This window comes from Streptomyces bohaiensis, assembly GCF_012033785.1.
GTDB lineage: Bacteria > Actinomycetota > Actinomycetes > Streptomycetales > Streptomycetaceae > Streptomyces > Streptomyces bohaiensis.
The window spans coordinates 1-21,967 of sequence record NZ_JAAVJC010000066.1 but is presented as its reverse complement, the minus strand read 5'-3'; the positions used below and the strand labels follow the sequence as shown (position 1 = coordinate 21,967).

Sequence of the window (21,967 nt, the reverse complement as noted above, 5' to 3'; positions counted from 1 at the left end):
GCCGCCGGCGACCGGGCGCAGCGCGGAGTACTTCGACGCCGGGACCGGGAACGGTGTGACCCGCGACGCCAGGCCCCCCGACCACCACCGCCGGGGGCACCGGACCGCCGGACACCGGACCGGCGGCAGAGGGCACCACCGGGGTGCAGGGCGGCGCGTCCCCCGGATCGGTGGGGAACGCCGCGTTCCCCGAGCACGGTGCCGGCGCGGCAGCGGCACCCGGAGCGGCGGGGCCGGACGGGTCGGAGGGGTCGGAGGGGCCGGAGGGGTCGGGCGCCGCCGGACTGCGCGGGGCGGGCGTGCCCCTGCCGCCGCGCGCCCGGCGGATCGCGGTGGTGCCGCTGCTGGACGAGCGGCCGCTGCGCTATCAGCACTGGGTGGCTCGGCGCCGAGCCGTCGTCCGGGAGTTGAGCGGCGGACGGTGCGGCTACGTCCACATCCCCGACATGGGCGGGTCCGGCTGGGCACAGCTCAACCGGGACCTGCGGCTGGAGTTCGCCCGGGAGGCCCTGATCGTGGACGTTCGGGGCAACGCCGGCGGACACATCAGCGAGCTGGTGGTGGAGAAGCTCTCGCGCCGCATCCTCGGCTGGGACGTCACCCGTGACGCGGAACCGGTGAGCTACGCCTCGAACGCCCCGCGCGGCCCCGTGGTGGCCCTCGCGGACGAGGCGACCTCCTCCGACGGCGACATGATCACTGCCGCCTTCCAACTGCTCCGGCTCGGCCCGGTGGTGGGCTGCCGTACCTGGGGCGGGGTCGTCGGCATGACGGGTCGCCACCGGCTGGGCGACGGCACGGTGATCACGGTCCCGAGGAACGCCGCCTGGCTCGACGGCCACGGCTGGGACGTGGAGAACCACGGCGTGGAGCCCGACCTGGAGGCGGTACGCACTCCGCTCGACTGGGCCGAGGGTCGGTACGTCGTGCTGGACACCGCGGTGCGGACCGCGCTGCACCTGCTCGCGCACCGCCCCGCCGCCGCGCCGCCACGCCACGTCGGTGCTCCCGACCGGCGGCGGCCGCCGTTGCCGCCGAGGCCGGACCGAGCCGGCTGAGGCGCCCGGCCCCGCCGGGGCGTTCGGCCCGTCCCTGCGGCCACCCGGGCGACCGCGGCCTCACCAGCGGGTCGGCGCCCCGAGCAGTGCCGCGCGGCGACGGGACCGAGCGGCCAGGCAGGCCGTCGACTCGGAGAGACGACGGCCGGAACGGGACGGTCTCCGGTTCCCGGGCCACGCGCGAACGACCCCCCCCCCCCCCCCCCCCCCCCCCCCCCCCGCCCCCCCCCCCCCCCCCCACCCGCGCCGGCCCCTGGACGGGCGGGCACGCCATCCCGCGGGGCAGCGTCGCGTCGTTCCCCCTTCCGCCGAGCAGAAAATGCACTCAAATCACTCATATGCCACGCTGAGGGTCGTTCGTATACGCACCTCCGGACAGGAGCAGTGAGCTTCCATGGGTATCTCGGACCAGTTCGACCAGTTCAAGGACAAGGCCCAGGACGCGGCCAAGAAAGCCAAGGACGCCATGGGAGGGGACAAGCAGAAGGACGGCGACCGGTCCTCCTCCGACATGACCGACAAGGCCCGCGAGAAGGGCAAGGACATGACGGACCGGCTTCGTGACCGCAAGGGCGACGGTCACTGACCTCCGACCCCCTGTCACACGGAGGGGCGTGCTCCACATCGGGGCGCGCCCCTCCGTCCGTGCTCCGAACCACGGGGCCCGGTCCCGGGCCACCCACTGTGATCACCCCTCCCCCGGCAGTCGCCGCTCCCCCGGCGGTCGCCAGCGCCGGAGCGCCTCGGTGCACCTCGGCCCGCGCGCCCTTCCCGCGCGCGTGGCTCGCGCCCTCCCGGCGCGGGCACACGACCGGTCCTGCGCCTCGCAGGCTCCGACGCCCCGCAGCCCAGGCACCGCGACGCCCCGGCGAAGAGGCCCGGAGAGGGACGCCGTGCCGCCCGGGGTCGCCCGGCGGCAGCCCCTGGTCGGGCAAGGCCGCGCCCGACGCCGAGCGGAGTCCCGTACGCTCCCCGCACCCGTCACTTCTGCTCCATCGCCACCTCCCCCGCGCACCGGTCCGCGAGCCCACGGACCAGCTCCGCGATCACCCGTGGCTCCTCCAGCGGCGTCATGTGGCCGGCACCCCGCAGCAGGACCAGGCGTTCCGGGTGGGGCAGTGCGGCGACGGTGCGCTGTGCGTGCACCGGCGGGGTGAGGCGGTCGGCCGTGCCGTGGACCACCACCGTGGGGACGGCCAGGTCGCGGATCGCCCCCTGCGCGGCCAGCGCCGCGAGGCAGCCTCCCCACGCCGCCCGCCCGCGCCGCTCGCAGGCGTGCGCCATGCGCGCGACGTGCTCCCGCGCCCCGGGCGGCGGGGACGGCCCCAGGGTCGCGTAGGCCAGTACCCGGCTGCTCAGGCGCGTTTCCGGCCCGAGCGGAAGGAAGGACCGCAGCAGGAACGCCTGGACGGCCCGGCGGAGCCGCGCCGCCGGCAGCGGCAGCACCCTCGCCCGATCGGCGAGCTCCTCCATGCCGGTGGAGCACAGTGCGGCCGCGCCGACCCGCTCACGGAAGGCGACACGACCGGCCGCCGACACGACAGCCATCGCTCCCATGGAGTGGCCCACGACCACTACCGGCACGCCCGGCTCGACGACGGCCTCCAGCACGGCGCAGAGGTCGTCGGCGAGCTGGAGCGGCCCGCAGTCGCCACGGCCCCGCGGGCTGCGGCCGTGGCCGCGCTGGTCGTACCGCACGACGCGGTACCCGGGCCCCAGTTCCCGCACCACGGGGTCCCACACCGTGCTGTCGCAGGTCCACCCATGGGCCAGCACGACGGTCGGGGCAGGGGCGGCACCCGAGACCTCGACGTGCACGGGGGTGCCGTCGCCGGAGAGCACCACCCGCCACGCGCCCCGTGGCCGCCTCGCCTCGCCCTTGCTTCCGCCCACGGGAGCCGCGACGTCCTCCGGGGTCGCCGTCCCGGAGGGCGGGCCGGCCCGCCCGGCAGACCTCCCCGCACGCCTCACCCGCCCTGCCCGCCCCGCACGGGCACGAGCGGGACTCCGCTCCCCCTCCGCCACGCCGACCACCGCCTCCCACGCCACCCGTCACTCTCAGTGATCGATCGTAGGGCTCTTCATCACCGAAGGCCAGGGGTTGCGGGGCCCGGATGGCGCAGCGGCGCCGACAGCGGTGGCAGCCGCGCTCGACAGGGTGTGCGACGGCGCCGTGCACGCCCGCCGAACGGGCGGGGCGGTCTCCGCCGTCTCGCGGGGGCCGCGGGGAGCCGTCCCACGCGGCTGCTCCCGAAGGGATCGGATGTCGGGGCCCTCGCCTAAGGTCGGCACATGACCGATGAAGCCTCCGGAGCCCTCCGGCTCGCACCCGTCACTCCCGAGAACGTCCGCGCCGCCTGCCGCCTGGCGGTCGCGCCGGCGCAGGAGAAGTTCGTCGCCCCGGTGATGTTCTCGCTGGCCGAGGCCTACGCCAACATCGACACCGCGTGGACGCGCCTGGTCTACGACGGCGACCGCCTCGTCGGCTTCGTGATGGCCGGATTCGACGAGAACCCCGAGCACGAGGCCTACCGGGCCGGGATCTGGCGGCTGAACATAGCCGCCGACGAGCAGGGGCGCGGCTACGGCCGGTTCGCGGTGCACGGCGTGCTGGCGGAGGCGCGCCGTCGGGGCGAGCGCCGGGTGACGGTCTCCTGGGTGGAGGGCGAGGGCGGGCCCGCCGACTTCTACCGGAAGCTCGGCTTCCGCGCGACGGGCGAAATCCTGGACGACGAGGTGGTCGCCGAGATCTTCGTGGACCTTCCCGGCGACGCACCGACGGCCGGGGCCCCGGACCCGGCAACCGCCACCGGCTAGACGGCGCCGGGGCCGGCGCCGGCGCCGGGCCGCCACCACCGCGGCCCGGCCGGCCTCAGAGCGGCTTGACGAAGCAGCGGCTGCTGGGTTCCTCGCGGTAGCAGCCGAACTTCCGACTCTCCGGCAGCAGCGTGTACCCGCTGGAGGCATACAGCGCGATGGCCTCCGGCTGCTTGTCGCCGGTCTCCAGCACCATCCGGGTCCGGCCCGCCTCCCGGGCGGACTCCTCCAGGCGGGCGAGCAGCAACCGGGAGAGCCCCCTGCCGCGGGCGTGGAGCATCACGAACATCCGCTTGATCTCGGCGTCGCCGTCGGCGTAGTTCTCCTCCGCCGAGGTGTCCATCGCGCGCCAGCCGCCGCTCGCCACCGGGGAGCCGTCGGCGTCGTAGCCGAGCAGGTACAGCCCGCGGGGCGGCTCGAACATCGCCGGGTCCAGCGGGGTGACGTCGCCCTCGCCGCCGTAGCGGACGGCGTACTCCGCCTGCACGATGTCGCTGAGCTTGCGCGCGTCGGGGTGGTCGAAGCGGGCCGTGACAATCCTCATGCGCACAACGGTACGACTGCCATGGGCGCCCGTTTCGCCGGGTCCGGCAACGAGTGTGACCGGGCCGGGGTCCGCGCGGGGGAGCCGGCCCGTCGGTGGCCTCGCGTAGGCTGCCACGGCCTTTCCGCACGACCCCGGGAGTCATCGGTGTACACGGTCACGACCGTCAATGTGAACGGCCTGCGGGCCGCCGCCAAGAAGGGCTACCAGGAGTGGCTGGGCGCCACCGAGGCGGACGTGGTCTGCCTGCAGGAGGTGCGTGCCGAGACGGCGCAGCTGCCCGCCGCGGTGCGGGAGCCGGAGGGGTGGCACGCCCACTGGGCCCCGGCCGCCGCCAAGGGCCGAGCGGGTGTGGCACTGCTCACCCGGGCGGAGCCGCAGCGGGTGCGGGTGGGGTTCGGCGCGGCGGAGTTCGAGGACTCCGGCCGCTGGATCGAGGCTGATCTGCCGGGGCTGACCGTCGCCAGCCTCTACCTGCCCTCCGGCGAGGTGGGCACCGAGCGGCAGTCCGAGAAGGAGCGCTTCCTGGCCGCCTTCCTCCCCTACCTGCGGGAGCTGCGGGAGAAGGCCGCGACGGAGGACCGCGAGGTGCTGGTGTGCGGGGACTGGAACATCGCCCACACCGAGGCCGATCTGAAGAACTGGCGGGCCAACCGCAGCAATTCCGGGTTCCTGCCCGAGGAGCGGGAGTGGCTCTCCCGGGTCTTCGGCAGCGAGGGCGGGTACGTCGACGTCGTCCGCTCCCGGCGGCCGGAGGGGGCGGGGCCGTACTCGTGGTGGTCGTACCGCGGCCGGGCCTTCGACAACGACTCCGGGTGGCGCATCGACTACCACGCGGCGACGCCCGGCCTGGCGGCGCGAGCCGTCTCGGACACGGTGGAGCGGGCGGCGACCCACGCGGAACGCTGGAGCGACCACGCGCCGGTGACGGTCCGGTACGCCGACGCGGCGAGGGGCTGAGCGGCGAGGGGCTGAGCGGCGAGGGGCTGAGCCCGCCCGGCGAGCCCCGGTGCCGGTCCGCGGGGGTCGGCTCCCCGGCTCGTCCGGGAGCGCTGGGGCCCGTCCGCTCCGGAGAACGTCGGGCCCCGCGTCGCCGGGGCGGCCGCGGTGCCGCCCCGCTGCGGCGCCTTACTTCAGCAGGTCGTCGCCGTGCTCCCGGACGTGGCTCGCCACCGCGTCCAGGGCCCGCTTGACCTCGGCGTCGGAGCCGTTGCCCCGCTCCTTGCGGTAGTACGCCGCCCCGAGCTTGCGCAGCGCGTCGTTGCCCGCGCGCTGGGTCTGGACCTCGTCGAACTTGTCCTTGCCCTGCTTGATCGCGCCCTGGGCCTGCTCCTTGGCCCTGTCAAAGAAACTCGGCATGTCTCCCCGGTCCTTCGTGCTGTCCGTCGGCGACCCCGGCAGGGCCGCGCTGCTGCCTGCCACGCTACGCCTCCGCGGTGCTCGTCGGCGGGGGAAGCCCGCGCCGCCCGACGCAGCGTCACCCGCCCCACCGGGAGCGGCGGACGAACCACGCGGCGGGACTTCCCCAACAGGGCCCGTCCCGGCGGCGGCCGACCCGCGAACCGCGTGGTGGGCGGACCGGGGGAGCCCGTCGCCCGGTGTCGCCACCGCCGACCACGCCCCGCCGACCGGGAGCGCAACGCCGCCGCGCGCCGGGAGCGCACCCTCCGCGCGCAGACGCGCGCTCGGCACGCGGAGAGAGCGGGCGGCACCCCGGTCCGCCGCCGAAAGTCAGTTGGGGCCGACGCCCCGACCCCGTACCGTGCGGCGCCGTGGCGACTCCCGACCACCGTCCCGACCGCTGGAGCACGAGTGAACCGGCATCCCGAACCCGAGCCTCCCTCCCCCGCCGCCGAGCCGGACGACCCCCACCCGCCGTACGAGCCCTACCACCCCCACCAGGCAGGACACCTGGACGTCGGCGACGGGCAACGGGTGCACTGGGCCGTGGCGGGCAACCCCGACGGCCACCCCGCCCTCGTCGTCCACGGCGGCCCCGGCTCGGGGAGCAGCACCGGCGCACTCCGCCGGTTCGACCCCGACCGCTACCGGGTGGTGCTGCTCGACCAGCGCGGCTGCGGCCGCAGCACTCCGCACGCGTCCGACCCCGCCACCGACCTGCGACACAACACCACCGACCACCTGGTCGCCGACATGGAGGCCGTGCGGGCGCACCTCGGCATCGACCGATGGCTGCTGTACGGCGGCTCCTGGGGATCGACCCTGCTGCTCGCGTACGCCCAGCGGTTCCCGAGCCGGGTCAGCGCGATCGTCGTCCACTCGGTCACCACCACCCGGCGCAGCGAGATCGACTGGCTGTACCGCGGCGTCGGCCGGTTCCTCCCCGAGGCGTGGGAGCGGTTCGTCGCGGCCTCCGGCACCGCACCGGGCGCCGGCGGCATCAGCGACGTGCTGCGCGGCTACGCCGAGCTGACCTCCGACCCGGACCAGGCGGTCCGCGATCGTGCGACCGCCGCCTGGTGCGCCTGGGAGGACGCGGTGCTCTCCCTGGAACTGGCCGAGGCGCCGGCGGTCGCCCACTTTGCGGGACGGCCGGACGCGGCCCGACGCGCCACCGTCCGGATCTGCGCGCACTACTTCGCGGCGGGCGCGTGGCTGGAGGAGGGCGCCCTGCTGCGCGACGCGCCCCTGCTCACGGGCATCCCCGGGGTCCTGATCCACGGCCGCCACGACATGGGCGGGCCGCCGCGGACCGCGTGGGAACTCGCCCGCCGCTGGCCCGACGCCCGCCTCACGATCGTGGAGGACGCCGGACATCTGGGCAACGCCCGCAGCGGCGGACTGGTCACCGCCGCCCTCGACCGGTTCGCCGACATGGCGGACCGCTGATCCGGTGCCGCCCTCACCCGGGCGTCCCGCCGACCGCCGCGTCGACGGCGACGCGATACTGGACCGCGCCGCCGTCGAGGGCCACATCGTGGCCCGGACGCATCGCCTCGGGAGACCTCGACCGGGGTGGTGCGGGCCGACGGCCGGCACCACGTCGGACCGCGCCCTGCCCGGCCGGACGCCCGACCCCATTACCCGCACCCGTCCAAGGAGCACCATGAAGACTGTCGGACTGATCGGCGGCATGAGCTGGGAGTCGACGGCGGAGTACTACCGCCTGCTGAACGAGCTGACGCGCGAGCGACTCGGCGGGCTGCACTCCTCCCGGTGCGTCCTCTACTCGGTGGACTTCGCCGAGATCGAGCAGCTGCAGGTCCAGGGGCGGTGGGAGGAGGCCGGTGAGCTGCTCGCCGGAGCGGCGCGGGCGCTGGAGGCTGCCGGGGCCGATCTGGTCCTGATCTGCACCAACACGATGCACAAGGTCGCCGACCGCGTGCAGGACGCGGTCGGCGTCCCGCTGCTGCACCTCGCGGACGCCACCGCGGACGCGGTGCTCGGGGCCGGGCTGCGCACGGTGGGGCTGCTGGGCACCGCCTTCACCATGGAGCAGGACTTCTACCGGCGGCGGCTGGAGGCGCGCGGGCTGACCGTGCTGGTGCCCGGCGCCGACGACCGGGCGCTGGTGCACCGGGTGATCTACGAGGAGCTGTGCCTCGGCGTGGTGCGGGACTCCTCGCGGGAGAGCTACCGGCGGGTCATCGCCGAGCTGGCCGAGAACGGCGCCGAGGGCGTCGTCCTCGGCTGCACCGAGATCGAACTGCTCGTCGGCCCCGGCGACAGCACGGTGCCGCTCTTCCCCACCACCCGGCTGCACGCCGAGGCCGCCGTCCGCGCGGCCCTCACCACCGCCGAGTAGCCCGCCCGGCGGTGCCCGCGGGGCGGGCGCCGCCGCTCAGGCGGCGGAGCCGGCCTCCTCCGCCGGCGGCACCGTCGCGGGCATACCGAAGACGTCGGCGATGAGCTCCAGGCTGCGCAGCCGTTCGGCCGCGCCGTGGACGTTGGCGGTCAGCATGAGCTCGTCGGCGCCCGTCCGGGAGACCAGGTCGGTGAGACCGGCACGGACGGCGTCGGGGGTGCCGTGCACGGCGTGTGCCAGCCAGTCGTCCGCGATCGCCCGCTCGCGTGCGGTGAACGGGTACTGCTCGGCCTCCTCCGGGGTGGCCAGCGGGGCGGTCTCCCCCCGGCTGAGCCGCACCACCGCGAGGGCGCTGGTCAGCAGCTGCCGACGGGCGGCGGCCTCCGTCTCCGCGGCGAGGGCCAGCACCGAGACCATCGCGTGCGGCCGGTCGAGCACGGCCGAGGGGCGGAACGCGGCGCGGTAGGTCTCCAGCGCCGCCATGGTGCCGCGGCCCGCGAAGTGGTGTGCGAAGGAGAACGGCAGCCCCAGCCGGCCGGCCAGTTCGGCGCTGAAGTTGGACGATCCCAGCAGCCAGATCGGCGGCCTGCCGGTGCTGCCCTGCACGGGCCCGGGCACGGCGTGGACCCCCGCGTACCGGTGGCCGGTCGGGAAGTCGTCGTCCAGGAAGCGCGTCAGTTCGTCCAGCGCCTGCGGGAACCGGTCGGCGGCCTCGCGGACGCGGTCGCTGCCGCGGAGTGCGGCGGCCGTCACACCGTTGGTGCCCGGCGCGCGGCCCAGACCGAGATCGATGCGCCCGGGCGCCAGCGCCTCCAGCGTCCCGAACTGCTCCGCCACGACCAGCGGTGCGTGGTTGGGCAGCATGACACCGCCGGAGCCCAGCCGCACCCGGCCGGTCCAGGCCGCGAGGTGCGCCAGCAGCACCGCCGGGGAGGAACTGGCGACCCCGGCCACCGAGTGGTGCTCCGCCACCCAGAACCGCCGGAAGCCGCGGGCGTCGGCGAGTCGGGCGGTGTCGGTGGTCGCGCGCAGCGCGTCAGCGGCGGTGTGGCCGCTGCCGACCGTGGCCAGATCGAGCACCGACAGCGGCACGGGGGCCTCCCCGACCGCCGGGCCGCGGATCTCCCCCGCCGACTCCGTCGAACCCTTCACGTGCTGCCCCTTCCTCCGGCGATCCTGTCGGGAGTCCGCGCACGGTCCCCCGGTGCGACGGGCACGCGGCCCGGCTCTCCCAGGCCGGCGGTGTCGCTCGGCGGCGGCCGCGGTGGCGTCCCCGTGAAGCGCAACCGGGTGGCGGTGCGCGGCATTCCCGGGCCGCTCGGGTTACCCCGCGGCGTGCCGGGACGGGGTGCCCGAGCCGGGGCCGGGAAGCTGGCGGGCGGTCACGGCGCGGGGCGGTCTCCCGTGCGGCGGCACAGCAGCGGCGACGAACCCGAGGAGTGACGAGGATGGCCACGTGCGAGGTCTGCGGGAACGAGTACCGGATGGCGTTCGAGGTGCGGGTGGCGGGCGCCGTGCACGTCTTCGACTCGCTGGAGTGTGCGGCGCAGCGCATCGCGCCGGTCTGTGAGAACTGCGGCTGCCGGATCCTGGGCCACGGCCTGGAGACCGAGGGGGGCCGCTTCTACTGCTGCGGGCACTGCGCCCGGGCACAGGGTGCGGGCCACCTGGTCGACCACGGCTGACTGCGGCGGGCCGCCGTCGCTCGGGGCGCATCCGGCGCCGCCCGCCCGGCCGGTTCGCCGGGCGGGCGGCGTCGGTGCGTCGCCCCTCAGGGCAGGTAGCGCTCGACGGCGGCCGGGCCGTGCTCCTCCAGCAGCCGTCGTGCGTGCTCCAACCGCTCGGGGGTGACGTCCTTCCCGGTGAGCCGCACCAGGTCCTCGGGATCGACCGGCCCTTCGGCCCCGGTGCGGAGCAGCCGGTCGGGTGTCGGGCTGTCGATCGGCGGGTCCGTCGCCTCGTCCATGAACGGCTGCTCGGAGTCGGGCTCTGATGCGTGGGCCATGGTGCACCTCCCGTGCGGGGTCCGCGGCCCCTCCACGGTAGGCGCGGCTCGGGGGCCCCGCATCCGTTGCCCGGCGTGCGCACCGCGTCGACGTGTGCCGGGGGGCGCGGCGCCCCGCGGGAGGTGCGGGGGCCGAGGCCGACGAGCCCCACCCCGCACCGGTCCGCTCCGGGCCTTCCTCCCCCGGAGCGGAGCACTCCGGAGACCGCCGCCCGGGCGCGGGCGATGTCACTGGCGACACCACAACCGACCGTTCCCGACCGGTTCTGTCGGCGCCGCCGCCTACGGTGAACGGCAGTGAACGACACGACCGCCGAGTGCATCCGCTCGGCACGGAGGAGGCCCCATGACCGAGGTCGAGATCTGGCGGCTGGTGGACCGTGCCACGGCGACGACCGTCGGCGAGATACACGTCGAGGACGCGGACTTCCCCTGGCTGACGGGGCGGTTCACGCCCCGGCCCGGCTTCACGTCCTTCCGGCCGCTCTTCGACGCACTGGCGGAAAGGCTGGAGGCCGAGGACTGGGACGGCTTCGAGCTGGCGCACGACCGCATCGACACGGCGCTGGCGCTGCATCGGCCCGGGGCGGGGGCGGTGCCGGACTACCTGCTGCGGCTCGACGGTGACGAGGCGGCGTTCCGGTGGGCCGACGCGCCGTTCCCCGCCCCCTGACCGACGCCGGCGACCCTCCCGTTCCCCGGGATCGGGCGCACACCGCACCGCGAGACGGCAGGCGCAACGCGAAGATCCCGCCCAGTCTTTCGACCGGACGGGATCTCCCTGGCTGCTCGTTCCTGGAACTTCGTGAGCTGCCTCGCTGTGGACCTGTGGGGATTTGAACCCCAGACCCCCTCGTTGCGAACGAGATGCGCTACCAGGCTGCGCTACAGGCCCTTGCGAACGATCAGAACTCTAGCACCTCGACCGCCCCGGACCGAAATCGGCGGCCGGACCCCGGAGCCACCGCCGGGTGGGGCACTGCCGCACTCCGGACCGGCGGCGGACCGCCGGGGTCACTCCCCGGCGGCCCGCGGTCGGTCCTCGTCGACGCGCTCCTCGTACTGGTCGAAGAGCGGGGTCCGCTGCGGGCGGACGGTGCCGCCCGAGGTGGCCGGGCCGGGGACCGCCACGGCGGCCCCGCCGGCGGTGGTGGACCGGGCCGCGCTCCAGGTGTCGGGGGCGTCCAGGTCGACGGTCCGGTTGCTGCGGGGGGCCACCGGTGCGTTGACGTAGGTGGGCAGGGGGACCGGCGCCGGCTCCCAGCCGTCCGCGTCGGGCGCGCCACCGCTGCGCTCCTGGTCGACCCATTCCGCGTGGTCGGTCTGCTCGACCAGCGCCCGCCGGCCCTCGGCGGCGGGCGAGGCGGCGGGTTCGGGGACCACGGGCTGCGGGCGGGGCCGCTCCCGGAGGCGGCGCGCCGCTTCCTCGGCCCGGCGGCGGTCCATCGTCACCGCGTACCGCCGTCGCTCCTGACGGCGAAGGTGGACGATGTACACGCTCAGCAGCACGGCGGGGGCGACGGGGAGCCACATCAGCAGCGGGCCGCCGATCGCCATCGCGACGATGCCGCTGCCGGCGAAGGTGAGGAACAGCAGCATGGTGACGCGGCGACGTCTCGCGAGGACCTTGGCCCGGACCCCGGGCCACTCCTCATGGGCCGCGGGTCCCCGCTCCGCCGGCGGCCGCGCCGGTTGGTCGTCCGGGTCCTCGGCGACAGCGCGCAGTTCCGTGACGGGGTCGGCGTAACCGCGCAGGTCGGAGTAGGGGTCGGGAGCCGCCTGATCGGCGTCGCCGGGGTGGGGCCCCGCGGCGTCCGCCTCACCGTGCGCCGCTACACCCGCTTCCGAGGCGGCAACCGGCTCGCCTGGCTCGACGTCCCCTCCGGACCGGCGACGTCGCCGTTCGGTCTCCCGGGCGGAACGGCGCTCCAGTCCCGCACGGCCCGACAGCAACCGGATGGCGGTGCTGAAGCGCTCCGTCGGACGGGCTTCGTTCAGCTCGTCCTGGCGGCGGAGCCACATCGGTACGAGATACGCGGCCCACGCCCCAACGATCATTGCGAAGATGAGGCCATGGCTGTTCACGGTCACACGGTAGAGGGGTTTCCGCGACCGCATCAGCCACATTGCGCGGTGTGTTGCGGGTTCTGGCCGCCATCCCGGTGTTTTCCTCGGATTGTTATGAAGGAGGACCGGATTTATCGAATGTCTGTTTTATTTTCTGCGTGATTGCCGACGCCGGGAGCGTCGACGGCAGCCGCCCCGCCCGCCGCCCCGCGGGCACGCCACCCCGGGAGCAACCCCTCCGGCACATCCTCGGAGTTGAGCGTGTACACGATGTGGTCGCGCCAGCCGCCGTCGATGTGGAGGTACCGCGGCCGCAGGCCCTCCTCGCGGTACCCGAGCTTCTCGACGACCCGTCGGCTGGGACCGTTCTCCGGTCGGATGCAGATCTCCAGGCGGTGCAGACCCACTGTCAGGAAGCAGTGGTCGGTGACCATCGCCACAGCGGTCGGGATCACTCCGCGGCCCGCGACGGCACTGTCCACCCAGTACCCGATGTGCGCCGCGCACAGCGAACCCCAGGTGATGCCCGCCACCGTCAGCTGCCCCACCATGCGGCCCTGGTAGGTCACGACGAACGGCATCATCCGACCCGCGTGCGCCTCGGCCCGCAGGTGGCGCACATTCTGACGGAACGTGGGACGGCGCGGCTGGTGGTGCCCGGGCGGCGCCGGGGGCACGGTGGCCTCCCACGGCCGCAGCCACGCGCGGTTCCGCTGGTTGATCTCCCGCCAACTCGCGTGATCGCGCTGCCGGATGGGACGCAGACCCACCTCGCCCTCGACGAGCTCCACCGGCCAGTGGGCGTTCACGACCGCTCCCCGGGGGCGGCCGACGCACCCTCGGGCGCGTCCTCGGCGGAGCGCGGGTGGTCGCCCCCGCGCAGCTGGTCGACGGCGTGCGTCAGCAGCGGGCCGAGCACGGCGAGCCCGTCCTTCACGCCACCGGTGGACCCCGGCAGGTTGACGACGAGCGTGCGGCCGGCGACACCGGCCACCCCCCGGGACAGCGCCGCGGTGGGCACCTTCACCAGCCCCGCCGCGCGGATCGCCTCGGCGATGCCCGGCACCTCCCGGTCGATGACGCGGCGGGTCATCTCGGGAGTGAGATCGCCGGGGGTCAACCCCGTCCCGCCCGTGGTGACCACCACGTCGTACCCGGCCTCGACGGCGGCGCGCAGCGCGGCGGCCACCGGCTCGCCGTCGGGCACGACCTGCGGGCCCTCGGTGGCGAAGCCGAGCGCGCGGAGCCCCTCGGCGAGCAGCGGTCCCCCGGTGTCCCGGTAGACCCCCGCGGCGGCGCGGTTGGAGGCGGTGACGGCGAGCGCCCGGTAGCGCGCGGTGGTCACGGCTCCCGGCTCCAGTCGCCCGAGGCGCCGCCGGACTTCTCCTCGACCCGGACGTCGGTGATCACCGCGTGGCGGTCGACGGCCTTGACCATGTCGACCACGGTCAGCGCCGCGACGGAGACCGCGGTGAGCGCCTCCATCTCGACACCGGTGCGGTCGGTGGTGCGCACCGTCGCGGCGATCTCGACGGCGTCGTCGGCGACGGTCAGCTCGACGGAGACACCGGAGATCGCCAGCGGATGGCACAGCGGCACCAGCTCGGGGGTGCGCTTGGCGCCCATGATGCCCGCGATGCGTGCCACGGAGAGGGCGTCGCCCTTGGGCATGCGGTCCGGGCCGGCGCGCAGCAGCTCCACGACCTCGGGTGCCACCCGCACCCGGCCGGTGGCGCGCGCGGTGCGCCGGGTGGTCTCTTTGGCGGAGACGTCGACCATCCGGGCCGCTCCGGCCTCGTCGATGTGCGTCAGACGGGTGCTGCTCATGATGGCCAACGGTACCCCGGCCCGTCAGACCGGCGTGTCCAGGAGCACCACGTCGAGCTCGTCGCCCGGGGTGATCTCGGTGGTGTGCTCCGGGACCACGATCAGCGCGTCGGCATGGGCGAGCGCCCCGGTGAGGTGGGAGCCGGAGCCGCCGACCGGTCGCACGGTCCGGCGGTAGGAGTCGTGCACGCCCCGCAGGAACTGGCGTTTGCCGGGCGGCGAGGAGCGCGGCCCGTCCGCCTCCAGCGTGGCGCGGACGCCCGGCCGGAAGGGGTTGGGGAGCCCGGACATCCGCCGCAGCGCCGGCCGGACGAAGACCTCGAACGAGACGTAGGAGCTGACGGGGTTGCCGGGGAGCGCGAGCACCGGGATGCGCGCCTCTCCGAGCACCCCGAACCCCTGCGGCTTGCCGGGTTGCATGGCGATCTGCCGGAAGTCGACGTGCCCGGCGGTGCGCCCGAGGTTGCTCAGCGCCTCCTTCACCACGTCGTGGGCGCCGACGCTGACGCCGCCGGAGGTGACGATGAGGTCGGCGCGGATGAGCTGGTCCTCCAGCACCGTCCGCAGCGCGCGGGCGTCGTCGGCCACGGCGCTCACGCGGTAGACGACGGCGCCGGCCTCCTTCGCGGCGGCGGAGAGGGTGAAGCTGTTGGAGTCGTAGATCCGGCCCGGTCCCAGCTCGTCGCCCGGCCGCACCAGTTCGCTCCCGGTGGAGACCACCACCACACGCGGGCGGGGCCGGACCCGGACGAAGGCGCGGCCGATGCCGGCCAGCAGCCCCACCTGCGGCGCGCCGATCAGCGTGCCGGCGGTCAGCGCGACCGACCCCGCCGCGATGTCGGAGCCCCGCGTGCGGATGTACTGGCCCGGCTCCGGCGCACGGAAGACCTGCACCTGTCCGTAGGCGACGCTGCCCGGGGCCATCGCCTCGGCGGGACCGTGGCCGCTGCCGCCGTCGGTCCACTCGACGGGGACGACGGCGTCGGCCCCCTGGGGCAGCGGACCGCCCGTCATGATGCGGACCGACTGGCCGGGCCCCACCACCGGCGGGTCGCCCGTCCCGGCGACGACCTCGCCGGTCACCACCAGCCGCACGGGGGCGGAGTGGCCGGCGCCCCGGAGGTCGGCGGAGCGCACCGCGTAGCCGTCCATGGAGCTGTTGTCGAACGGCGGGAGGGCGATCGGTACCGTGACGTCCTCGGCGAGGACGCATCCGTGCGCGTCGAGCAGCTGGAGCTCGATGGGCTCCAGCGGCCTGACGGCGGCGAGGATGTCCTCCAGGTGGTCGTTGACCGACCAGATGTCACTCAATCTCTCGCATCTCCCCGTTGACGTACTTGGTGAGCCAGTCCCGGAAGTCGGGCCCCAGGTCCTCACGTTCGCACGCGAGCCGGACGATCGAGCGCAGGTAGTCGGCACGGTCGCCCGTGTCGTACCGCCGGCCGCGGAAGACGACGCCGTGGACGGGGCCGCCGAGCGCGGGGTCGCCGGCGAGGGTCTGCAACGCGTCGGTGAGTTGGATCTCGCCGCCGCGGCCGGGCGGCGTGCGGCGCAGCACGTCGAAGACGGCGGGGTCGAGCACGTAGCGGCCGATGACCGCGAAGTTGCTGGGCGCGTCCGCCTGCTCCGGCTTCTCCACCAGCCCGGTGACGCGCACCACGCCGTCGCTGTCGGTGGCCTGGACCGCGGCGCAGCCGTAGAGGTGGATCTGGGAGGGGTCGACCTCCAGCAGCGCGACGACGCTGCCGCCGAGCCGCTCGCGCACCTCCGTCATCCGGGCGAGCAGCGGGTCGCGCGGGTCGATGAGGTCGTCGCCGAGGAGGACGGCGAACGGCTGGTCGCCGACGTGCGGCTCCGCGCAGGCGACCGCGTGGCCCAGACCGCGGGGGTCGCCCTGGCGCACGTAGTGGACGGTGGCGAGGGTGCTGGACTCCAGGACGCGGGAGAGACGGCCCTCGTCGCCCTTGGCCCGCAGGATCTCCTCGAGCTCGTAGTTGCGGTCGAAGTGGTCCTCCAGCGGCCGCTTGTTGCGGCCGGTGACCATGAGGACGTCGGTCAGACCGGCGCTGGTCGCCTCTTCGACGACGTACTGGATGGCCGGTCGGTCCACGACCGGCAGCATTTCCTTGGGAGTGGCCTTCGTTGCGGGGAGGAACCGAGTACCGAGGCCGGCGGCGGGAATGACTGCCTTGGTGATCGCGGAACGCGCTGAGGTCATACCGGTCACCTTATCCGTTTAGTCTGCTTGTACAGCGCATCCGACGGCGGGTGCCCGAGCAGGCGGGACGCCCGCGCGTGCGCCCCGCACGACCGGCCCCCGGGGAGCGGCAACTGTGGACGAGAGCATGGCCATCGCGGCACGGAAACGTGAGGTCCGCAGGGACCTGCTGGCGGTGCGCGCGGCAATGGCCGACGACGAGCTGGAGCACGCCGGCGCGGCGCTGACGAAGCAGGCACTGGCGCTGCCGGAGCTGGCCGACGCGCACACCGTCGCGGCCTACGTCGCCGTCGGTCACGAGCCGGAGACCCGCCCGCTGCTGGAGGCGCTCCGCGCCCGCGGAACGCGCGTCCTTCTGCCGGTGCTCCTCCCCGACGACGACCTGGACTGGGCTCGCTACGAGGGCGGCGCCGAACTCGCCGAGGCGGAGCACCCCGGGCGCATCCGGCTCTACGAGCCAGCCGGTGAGCGGCTCGGGACGCATGCCGTGACCGAGGCCGACGTGGTGCTGCTGCCCGGGCTCGCGGTCGACGGGCGCGGCATCCGGATGGGACGCGGCGGCGGTTCGTACGACCGGGTGCTGGCACGACTCGCGGTGAGCGCGGCCCTCCCCGACGACGCGGCCCGGGCCGCATCGGACGGAACCGCCCGCGCGGCGGGCTCCGCTGCCTCGGCGGTCGGCACCGCGGCCCCCGCGGGCAGCGACGGCGCGGTCCACCCGGGCAGCGAGGACGGCCCCCACGACGGCGCCCCCGCGGACCGACCGGGCACCGGCCCCGGCAGGCCGCTGCTGGTGGCGGTGGTCTACGGCCACGAGATCGTCGGCCACCTCCCCGACGAGCCGCACGACCAGCCGGTGCACGCCGCCCTCACCCCCGAGGGCGTCCACCGCTTCCCCGGCTGACGGACCCGGTTCGCCGGCCTGCCGGACCGGGTCCGGCCCGGCAGGCCGGCGACCGCCGGGGACCGGGGACGACCGACGAAGACACCGCGGCCGCCGGAAGGCTGCTGCGCCTTCCGACGGCCGCGGTGTCCCACCGGGCGTGCGGGCCGGCTACGGGATGAGCGCCATCGTGTCGGTGGTCGCCTCGTTCACCGCGTCGTCGCTCCAGGCCCACGGGAGGAACTCGCCGTCCGCCCACAGCTCCGTCTGGTCGGTGTAGTTGCGGTGGTAGGCGTGCCCGGAGGCGCCGGCCAGGTTGATCCACTGCGACTCGTCGAAGTCCGCCATGTTCACGATCATCCGCATCGAGGGCACCCAGGTGACGTCGTAGCCACCCGCGGCGTTCCACCCCGTCGCGTCCACCGCGTCCTTGCCGCCGGAGAGGTCCCAGGGACCGCGGTTGAGCAGCCAGCGCACCGGCGCCGGGCCCTCCGTACCGAGCGTCTGGTTCTGCAGCTCCAGCTGGTGCAGCCGGCCCCAGCTCCAGGTGGAGATGTCCTTGCCGAGCAGCGCGGTCAGTTCCCAGCGGGCGTCCCGCATGGCCTTGGCCAGCAGCTCGTCACGGTTCTCCGACGGCGGGACGGTGCGGTTGCCGGAGGTCACCCACCAGTCGCTCTCCTCCTCGTCCAGCAGCGACCGGACGACCTCGAACCACCGGGAACCCCCGTCGGGCTGGGCGGAGTCGGGGGACCGCTCACCGCACTCGCGGACCAGCGGCGCCCGCCCGTCGATGTCCTCGATCGGACCCGAGTCGCCGGTCGGACGCACCCGCAGGCACTGCCCTTCGACCCGGACCTCCTTCGGCAGCTTGTGGCCGAAGGCCAGCTTCAGCACGTGCCGCCAGACCGCGTTGTAGTAGGCGGCCGACGCCGAGTCGGCGTCCTGGGTGTAGTCCCAGCCCTCCAGCAGCTCCTGGGCCTCACGGACGTAGGCGTCCGAGACGTCGACCTTCAGCAGGTACGGCACCAGGACCTTGGCCATCTCGTTGCTGTTGTCCAGCTGGATGGTGCGCATGTCGCCCATCGAGATCTTCCCGCCGTCCTTGATCTTGGACTGGATCAGGTCGTCGATGCGCTGGCTGCGGGTGCCGTAGTTCCAGTCGTCGGTCAGCAGGTAGGGGTACTCGTCCGGGTCGATGACCGCCTGGTTGGCGGTGACGATGTAGCCGCGCTCCGGGTTGTACTCCCAGGGCATCTCCTCCTGGGGGATGTAGCCCTCCCAGTCGTAGGAGGAGTCCCAGCCTGGGGCCGGGTATCGGCCGTCGCCGGCGCCGCGGACCGGGATGCGCCCGGGCGCCTGGTATCCGATGTTGCCCTCGGTGTCGGCGTAGATCAGGTTCTGGGACGGCACCGCGAAGTCCGCGGCGGCGGCCCGGAACTCCTCGAAGTCGGACGCCCGGTTGAGGTTGAAGACGGCGTCCATCGTCTTCGACGGCTCCAGCGCGGTCCAGCGCAGCGAGACGGCGTAGCCGTTGCCGCGGTCCGGGGCGGCGTTGCCGACGGGCGCCAGCCCACCGGTGTCGCGGAGCTCCTCGCTGCGGTCCGAGACGATCGGACCGTTCTCGGTGGCGCGCACCGTGATCTCACGGGACTCGCCGCCGGCGACGTGGATGGTCTCCTTGCGGGTGGTGTAGGGGACCTCCTCGTCGTCGCGCAGGTAGGTGCCGTCGTTGAGCTTCTCCAGGTACAGGTCGGTCACGTCGGCGCCGAGGTTGGTGAAGCCCCAGGCGATGTCCTGGTTGTGGCCGATGACCACACCGGGCATCCCGGAGAAGCTGAAACCGGAGACCGCGAACGGGCAGCTGTCGCTGACCTCGGTGCAGTGCAGGCCCATCTGGTACCAGATGGACGGCAGCATCGGCGCGAGGTGCGGGTCGTTGGCGAGCAGCGGCTCACCGGTCGTGGTGTAGTCGCCGGAGATCACCCACGAGTTGGAGCCGATGCCGCTGCCGTTGGGGCCGAGCAGCGCCGGGACCTCGTCCAGGGCGTCGGCGACCGCGGCGAGCTGGGTGGCGACATCCGAGCCGAGCCCCGCGACGTCGCCGCCACCGGGAGTGCCGTCCTCCGGGGCACCCGATCCCGGGAGCCCGTCGCCGGGGGTGCCGTCACCGGGAAGGCCGTCGGTGCCGTCGCCGGGGGTGCCGTCACCGGGGAGACCGTCGGCGCCGTCGCCGGTGCCGTCGTCACCGGAGCCGCCGGCCGAGCCACCGCCGTCGGGGTCGTAGGCCCCGCCGGAGACCCCGCCGCCGGAGACGATCGGGGCGTTGCGGTCGTACGGGTAGGGCGGGTACAGCTCGTCGATCTGCTCCTGGCTGAGCCGGCCGGCCAGCAGGGAGCGGTCGATCTCCTCCTGGAGGTTCCCCCGCAGGTCCCACGCCATCGCCTTGAGCCAGGCGACGGAGTCGACCGGGTCCCACTCCTCGGGTGCGTAGTCGTTCACCAGCCCGAGTGCGGCGTACTCGACGGAGAGCTCGGCGCCGGAGCGCCCGCCGAGGTAGGCGTTGACGCCGTCGGCGTAGGCCTGGAGGTAGGTGACGGTGTCGTCCGACAGCTCCTCGTCGAACTCCTGTTGGGCGATGTCGCGCCACCCCAGGGTCCGCAGGAACGCGTCGGTCTCGACCTGCCCCTCGCCGAACATCTCCGAGAGCCGTCCGGAGGTCATGTGCCGCCGGACGTCCATCTCCCAGAAACGGTCCTGCGCGTGGACGAAGCCCTGCGCATGGAACAGGTCCTCGGCGGAGTCCGCGTAGAGCTGCGGGATGCCGTTGGCGTCCCGCTTGACGTTCACCGGGGCCGACAGACCGTCAAGGGTGATCTGACCGGTCACCTGGGGGTGGGAGGCGCGGACGGTGTCGACCGCCCAGAAGGCACTGAAACCCAGCCCCGCCAGCAGCAGCAACACCACCACGATGACGAACAGGCGGAGACGTCGCGTTTTCTTCTTGGCGGGCATCGCTGTCCTTCGCAGGCCATGGGCGGACTGGAAGCAACCATAGACACTCCGCGGGGCGCGTCGTTCCGCCGGGGATCGCTTCGCGACCCCGCGCACCACGCCGAACACGCCCTGCCAGGCGCCCTGTCGGCCGTACCGGCCCTGGCCGCCGTCCCCCCGGGGCGACCACCGCGACCCCCCGCGCCGACGGGACCCGCGGACCGCCACCGGGCGCCGCGCACCGGCACGCGGCGGTGCCCCGCCCGCCCCTGCCGCCCCGCGGCCGGCGCCCGAGCGCACGGCGCGAGCCGGGTCGCCGCACGCCCCCGCCGACGCCGCGCCCACGCCCCGGACGACGGCGCCGCGCACCCGCCGCACCCGCGCCGGGCGGGGCTCCGGGGACCTTCGGCAGTGGACTATGAGGCCGGAATGTTGCACGATGGACCGTCGTTAGCACTCACCGAAGCAGAGTGCCAGGAGGAATACCGTGCCGACGTACCAGTACCAGTGCACCGCGTGCGAAGAGGGCCTCGAGGTGGTGCAGAAGTTCACCGATGACGCCCTCACCGAGTGCCCCAGCTGCCAGGGTCGGCTGAAGAAGGTCTTCTCAGCGGTCGGCATCGTCTTCAAGGGCTCCGGCTTCTACCGGAACGACAGCCGCAGCACCAGCTCCAGCTCGTCGCCCGCGAGCGGCAGCAAGAGCGAGAAGAAGTCCGGCGGCGCCGACAAGCCCGCCGCGTCCTCGGACAGCGGCTCCGGCAGCACGTCCTCCTCCTCGACCGGCGACTCGTCCTCGTCGTCGAGCAGCAGCTCCGGGACCACCAAGACGACGGCCGGCAGCGCCGCGTGACGGCCCGCGCCTCGATCGGCGTCATCGGCGGATCCGGGTTCTACTCCTTCCTCGACGATGTGACGGAACTCACCGTCGAAACGCCGTACGGGGCGCCCAGCGACTCGCTGTTCCTCGGCCGGGTCGGGGAACGGGACGTAGCCTTCCTCCCCCGCCACGGACGTGGCCACCACCTGCCGCCGCACCGCATCAACTACCGGGCCAACCTCTGGGCACTGCGCTCGGTCGGCGTCCGACAGGTTCTGGCGCCGTGCGCGGTGGGCGGGCTGCAGCCGCAGTACGGTCCGGGGACCCTCGTCGTCCCCGACCAGCTGGTCGACCGCACCAAGGGCCGAGTCCAGACGTACTTCGACGGCGAGCCCCGCGCCGACGGGGTGCGCCCCCATGTCGCGCACGCGACCTTCGCCGACCCGTACTGCCCGCAGGGCCGTTCCGCCTCGCTCGCCGCGGCGCGGGAGGCCCGGTGGGAGGCGGTCGACGGCGGAACGCTCTGCGTCGTCGAGGGGCCGCGCTTCTCCACTCGCGCCGAGTCCCGCTGGCACGCCGCCCAGGGATGGTCGGTGGTCGGCATGACGGGCCACCCCGAGGCGGTCCTCGCGCGGGAGCTGGAGCTCTGCTACTCGGCGCTGGCGCTCGTCACCGACCTGGACGCCGGCGCGGAGAACGGCGACGGCGTCTCCCACGCCGAGGTCCTCGAGGTCTTCGCGAAGAACGTGGACCGGCTGCGCGACGTCCTCTTCGACGCCGTCGACCGGCTGCCGCAGGAGCAGGGCACCTGCTTGTGCACGACCGCCCTGGACGGTCAGGAGACCGGGCTGCCGCTGCCCTGAGCCGGCGCGGCCCCCGACGCCGCGTCCCACCCCGGGCAGCACGCCCGGGGCGTGACCAACTGCACGCGCCGGCCGGGCGTGACGCCTGGCCGGCGCGGTCGGCGTCGCCCC

Annotated in this window: 21 protein-coding genes, 1 tRNA gene and 2 pseudogenes; 11 read left to right on the top strand and 13 right to left on the bottom strand. The window is 74.5% G+C overall.

Annotated features, from left to right (window positions below):
- Positions 1 to 317: 317 nt before the first annotated feature.
- Together HCN52_RS10355 and HCN52_RS10350 are read left to right on the top strand one after the other, a co-directional pair.
- A pseudogene (locus HCN52_RS10355) lies at positions 318 to 1,058 on the top strand (S41 family peptidase); the annotation flags it as partial.
- 394 nt (positions 1,059 to 1,452) lie between these two features.
- On the top strand, positions 1,453 to 1,644 hold the full coding sequence (locus HCN52_RS10350; protein WP_168088110.1) for a hypothetical protein: 192 nt from the start codon (positions 1,453 to 1,455) through the stop codon (positions 1,642 to 1,644).
- A 395-nt stretch (positions 1,645 to 2,039) separates the two neighbouring features.
- On the opposite strand, the gene HCN52_RS10345 is transcribed toward HCN52_RS10350, so the two are convergent.
- Positions 2,040 to 2,951, bottom strand: a complete 912-nt coding sequence (locus tag HCN52_RS10345) for an alpha/beta fold hydrolase (RefSeq protein WP_168088109.1) — start codon at positions 2,949 to 2,951, stop codon at positions 2,040 to 2,042.
- Between the two features lie 399 nt (positions 2,952 to 3,350).
- Here HCN52_RS10345 and HCN52_RS10340 point away from each other — a divergent pair, with 399 nt between their 5' ends.
- Positions 3,351 to 3,875, top strand: coding sequence for a GNAT family N-acetyltransferase (locus tag HCN52_RS10340; RefSeq protein ID WP_168088108.1), 525 nt, complete (start codon positions 3,351 to 3,353; stop codon positions 3,873 to 3,875).
- A 55-nt stretch (positions 3,876 to 3,930) separates the two neighbouring features.
- Here the strand turns inward: HCN52_RS10340 and HCN52_RS10335 are convergent, their stop codons facing one another.
- A complete protein-coding gene (locus HCN52_RS10335; RefSeq protein WP_168088107.1) occupies positions 3,931 to 4,419 on the bottom strand; it encodes a GNAT family N-acetyltransferase in 489 nt (162 codons plus the stop codon).
- A 147-nt stretch (positions 4,420 to 4,566) separates the two neighbouring features.
- Between HCN52_RS10335 and HCN52_RS10330 the strand changes: the two genes are divergently transcribed.
- The gene (locus tag HCN52_RS10330; RefSeq protein WP_168088106.1) at positions 4,567 to 5,379 is read left to right on the top strand and encodes an exodeoxyribonuclease III; all 813 of its coding nucleotides are present in this window, start codon (positions 4,567 to 4,569) and stop codon (positions 5,377 to 5,379) included.
- Between the two features lie 168 nt (positions 5,380 to 5,547).
- Here the strand turns inward: HCN52_RS10330 and HCN52_RS10325 are convergent, their stop codons facing one another.
- Entirely contained in the window at positions 5,548 to 5,778 is a 231-nt protein-coding gene (locus tag HCN52_RS10325; protein WP_168088105.1) for a hypothetical protein, read from the bottom strand.
- Between the two features lie 453 nt (positions 5,779 to 6,231).
- Between HCN52_RS10325 and pip the strand changes: the two genes are divergently transcribed.
- Complete coding sequence (gene pip / locus HCN52_RS25350) at positions 6,232 to 7,269, top strand: prolyl aminopeptidase (RefSeq protein WP_168088104.1); 1,038 nt, start codon at positions 6,232 to 6,234, stop codon at positions 7,267 to 7,269.
- A 217-nt stretch (positions 7,270 to 7,486) separates the two neighbouring features.
- Positions 7,487 to 8,185 (top strand): aspartate/glutamate racemase family protein, encoded by a 699-nt coding sequence (locus HCN52_RS10315; RefSeq protein ID WP_168088103.1) that lies wholly within the window; start codon positions 7,487 to 7,489, stop codon positions 8,183 to 8,185.
- A 36-nt stretch (positions 8,186 to 8,221) separates the two neighbouring features.
- Here HCN52_RS10315 and HCN52_RS10310 read toward each other — a convergent pair whose 3' ends face one another.
- On the bottom strand, positions 8,222 to 9,337 hold the full coding sequence (locus tag HCN52_RS10310) for an LLM class flavin-dependent oxidoreductase (protein ID WP_168088102.1): 1,116 nt from the start codon (positions 9,335 to 9,337) through the stop codon (positions 8,222 to 8,224).
- Between the two features lie 296 nt (positions 9,338 to 9,633).
- On the opposite strand from HCN52_RS10310, the gene HCN52_RS10305 reads away from it, so the two are divergent.
- The gene (locus tag HCN52_RS10305; protein WP_168088101.1) at positions 9,634 to 9,870 is read left to right on the top strand and encodes a metallothionein; all 237 of its coding nucleotides are present in this window, start codon (positions 9,634 to 9,636) and stop codon (positions 9,868 to 9,870) included.
- Positions 9,871 to 9,956: 86 nt separating this feature from the next.
- Here the strand turns inward: HCN52_RS10305 and HCN52_RS10300 are convergent, their stop codons facing one another.
- The gene (locus HCN52_RS10300) at positions 9,957 to 10,190 is read right to left on the bottom strand and encodes a hypothetical protein (protein WP_376767112.1); all 234 of its coding nucleotides are present in this window, start codon (positions 10,188 to 10,190) and stop codon (positions 9,957 to 9,959) included.
- A gap of 346 nt (positions 10,191 to 10,536) precedes the next feature.
- Here HCN52_RS10300 and HCN52_RS10295 point away from each other — a divergent pair, with 346 nt between their 5' ends.
- Positions 10,537 to 10,863, top strand: a complete 327-nt coding sequence (locus HCN52_RS10295) for a hypothetical protein (RefSeq protein ID WP_168088100.1) — start codon at positions 10,537 to 10,539, stop codon at positions 10,861 to 10,863.
- Between the two features lie 148 nt (positions 10,864 to 11,011).
- Here the strand turns inward: HCN52_RS10295 and HCN52_RS10290 are convergent.
- The 7 genes from HCN52_RS10290 to HCN52_RS10260 all read right to left on the bottom strand — a co-directional run bounded on the left by HCN52_RS10290 (position 11,012) and on the right by HCN52_RS10260 (position 16,302).
- A tRNA-Ala gene (locus tag HCN52_RS10290) sits at positions 11,012 to 11,085 on the bottom strand.
- Between the two features lie 119 nt (positions 11,086 to 11,204).
- Positions 11,205 to 12,275 carry a divisome protein SepX/GlpR gene (gene sepX / locus HCN52_RS10285; protein WP_446696970.1) on the bottom strand — a complete coding sequence of 357 codons (1,071 nt, stop codon included), beginning with the start codon at positions 12,273 to 12,275 and terminating at the stop codon, positions 11,205 to 11,207.
- Between the two features lie 113 nt (positions 12,276 to 12,388).
- Positions 12,389 to 13,066, bottom strand: coding sequence for a GNAT family N-acetyltransferase (locus HCN52_RS10280; RefSeq protein ID WP_168088098.1), 678 nt, complete (start codon positions 13,064 to 13,066; stop codon positions 12,389 to 12,391).
- Positions 13,063 to 13,602, bottom strand: coding sequence for a MogA/MoaB family molybdenum cofactor biosynthesis protein (locus HCN52_RS10275; protein WP_168088097.1), 540 nt, complete (start codon positions 13,600 to 13,602; stop codon positions 13,063 to 13,065). Before HCN52_RS10275 ends, HCN52_RS10280 begins: the two co-directional genes overlap by 4 nt.
- Positions 13,599 to 14,084, bottom strand: coding sequence for a cyclic pyranopterin monophosphate synthase MoaC (gene moaC, locus HCN52_RS10270; protein WP_168088096.1), 486 nt, complete (start codon positions 14,082 to 14,084; stop codon positions 13,599 to 13,601). The genes HCN52_RS10275 and moaC overlap by 4 nt, the downstream gene beginning before the upstream one ends.
- Before the next feature lie 24 nt (positions 14,085 to 14,108).
- Positions 14,109 to 15,395: a molybdotransferase-like divisome protein Glp gene (glp, locus tag HCN52_RS10265; RefSeq protein WP_168088095.1), complete on the bottom strand. Its 1,287-nt coding sequence runs from the start codon at positions 15,393 to 15,395 to the stop codon at positions 14,109 to 14,111.
- On the bottom strand, positions 15,388 to 16,302 hold the full coding sequence (locus HCN52_RS10260) for a UTP--glucose-1-phosphate uridylyltransferase (RefSeq protein WP_168088094.1): 915 nt from the start codon (positions 16,300 to 16,302) through the stop codon (positions 15,388 to 15,390). The genes glp and HCN52_RS10260 overlap by 8 nt, the downstream gene beginning before the upstream one ends.
- A 127-nt stretch (positions 16,303 to 16,429) precedes the next feature.
- Here HCN52_RS10260 and HCN52_RS26505 point away from each other — a divergent pair.
- A pseudogene (locus HCN52_RS26505) lies at positions 16,430 to 16,915 on the top strand (5-formyltetrahydrofolate cyclo-ligase); the annotation flags it as partial.
- A 441-nt stretch (positions 16,916 to 17,356) separates the two neighbouring features.
- Here HCN52_RS26505 and HCN52_RS10250 read toward each other — a convergent pair.
- The gene (locus HCN52_RS10250) at positions 17,357 to 20,197 is read right to left on the bottom strand and encodes a penicillin acylase family protein (RefSeq protein WP_168088093.1); all 2,841 of its coding nucleotides are present in this window, start codon (positions 20,195 to 20,197) and stop codon (positions 17,357 to 17,359) included.
- Positions 20,198 to 20,663: 466 nt separating this feature from the next.
- Here HCN52_RS10250 and HCN52_RS25345 point away from each other — a divergent pair, with 466 nt between their 5' ends.
- Positions 20,664 to 21,026: an FmdB family zinc ribbon protein gene (locus HCN52_RS25345; protein ID WP_168088092.1), complete on the top strand. Its 363-nt coding sequence runs from the start codon at positions 20,664 to 20,666 to the stop codon at positions 21,024 to 21,026.
- Positions 21,023 to 21,856 carry an S-methyl-5'-thioadenosine phosphorylase gene (locus HCN52_RS10240; RefSeq protein WP_168088091.1) on the top strand — a complete coding sequence of 278 codons (834 nt, stop codon included), beginning with the start codon at positions 21,023 to 21,025 and terminating at the stop codon, positions 21,854 to 21,856. The genes HCN52_RS25345 and HCN52_RS10240 overlap by 4 nt, the downstream gene beginning before the upstream one ends.
- The last annotated feature ends 111 nt before the right edge of the window (positions 21,857 to 21,967 follow it).

Excerpts from the sequence above, each read along its gene's own strand:
- HCN52_RS10305 (WP_168088101.1), top strand. The coding sequence starts at position 9,634 with ATGGCCACGTGCGAGGTCTGCGGGAACGAGTACCGGATGGCGTTCGAG.
- HCN52_RS10260 (WP_168088094.1), bottom strand. The coding sequence starts at position 16,302 with ATGACCTCAGCGCGTTCCGCGATCACCAAGGCAGTCATTCCCGCCGCC.
- HCN52_RS10315 (WP_168088103.1), top strand. The coding sequence starts at position 7,487 with ATGAAGACTGTCGGACTGATCGGCGGCATGAGCTGGGAGTCGACGGCG.
- HCN52_RS10335 (WP_168088107.1), bottom strand. The coding sequence starts at position 4,419 with ATGAGGATTGTCACGGCCCGCTTCGACCACCCCGACGCGCGCAAGCTC.
- HCN52_RS10250 (WP_168088093.1), bottom strand. The coding sequence starts at position 20,197 with ATGCCCGCCAAGAAGAAAACGCGACGTCTCCGCCTGTTCGTCATCGTG.
- HCN52_RS10325 (WP_168088105.1), bottom strand. The coding sequence starts at position 5,778 with ATGCCGAGTTTCTTTGACAGGGCCAAGGAGCAGGCCCAGGGCGCGATC.
- moaC (WP_168088096.1), bottom strand. The coding sequence starts at position 14,084 with ATGAGCAGCACCCGTCTGACGCACATCGACGAGGCCGGAGCGGCCCGG.
- HCN52_RS10300 (WP_376767112.1), bottom strand. The coding sequence starts at position 10,190 with ATGGCCCACGCATCAGAGCCCGACTCCGAGCAGCCGTTCATGGACGAG.
- HCN52_RS10295 (WP_168088100.1), top strand. The coding sequence starts at position 10,537 with ATGACCGAGGTCGAGATCTGGCGGCTGGTGGACCGTGCCACGGCGACG.
- HCN52_RS10340 (WP_168088108.1), top strand. The coding sequence starts at position 3,351 with ATGACCGATGAAGCCTCCGGAGCCCTCCGGCTCGCACCCGTCACTCCC.
- HCN52_RS10350 (WP_168088110.1), top strand. The coding sequence starts at position 1,453 with ATGGGTATCTCGGACCAGTTCGACCAGTTCAAGGACAAGGCCCAGGAC.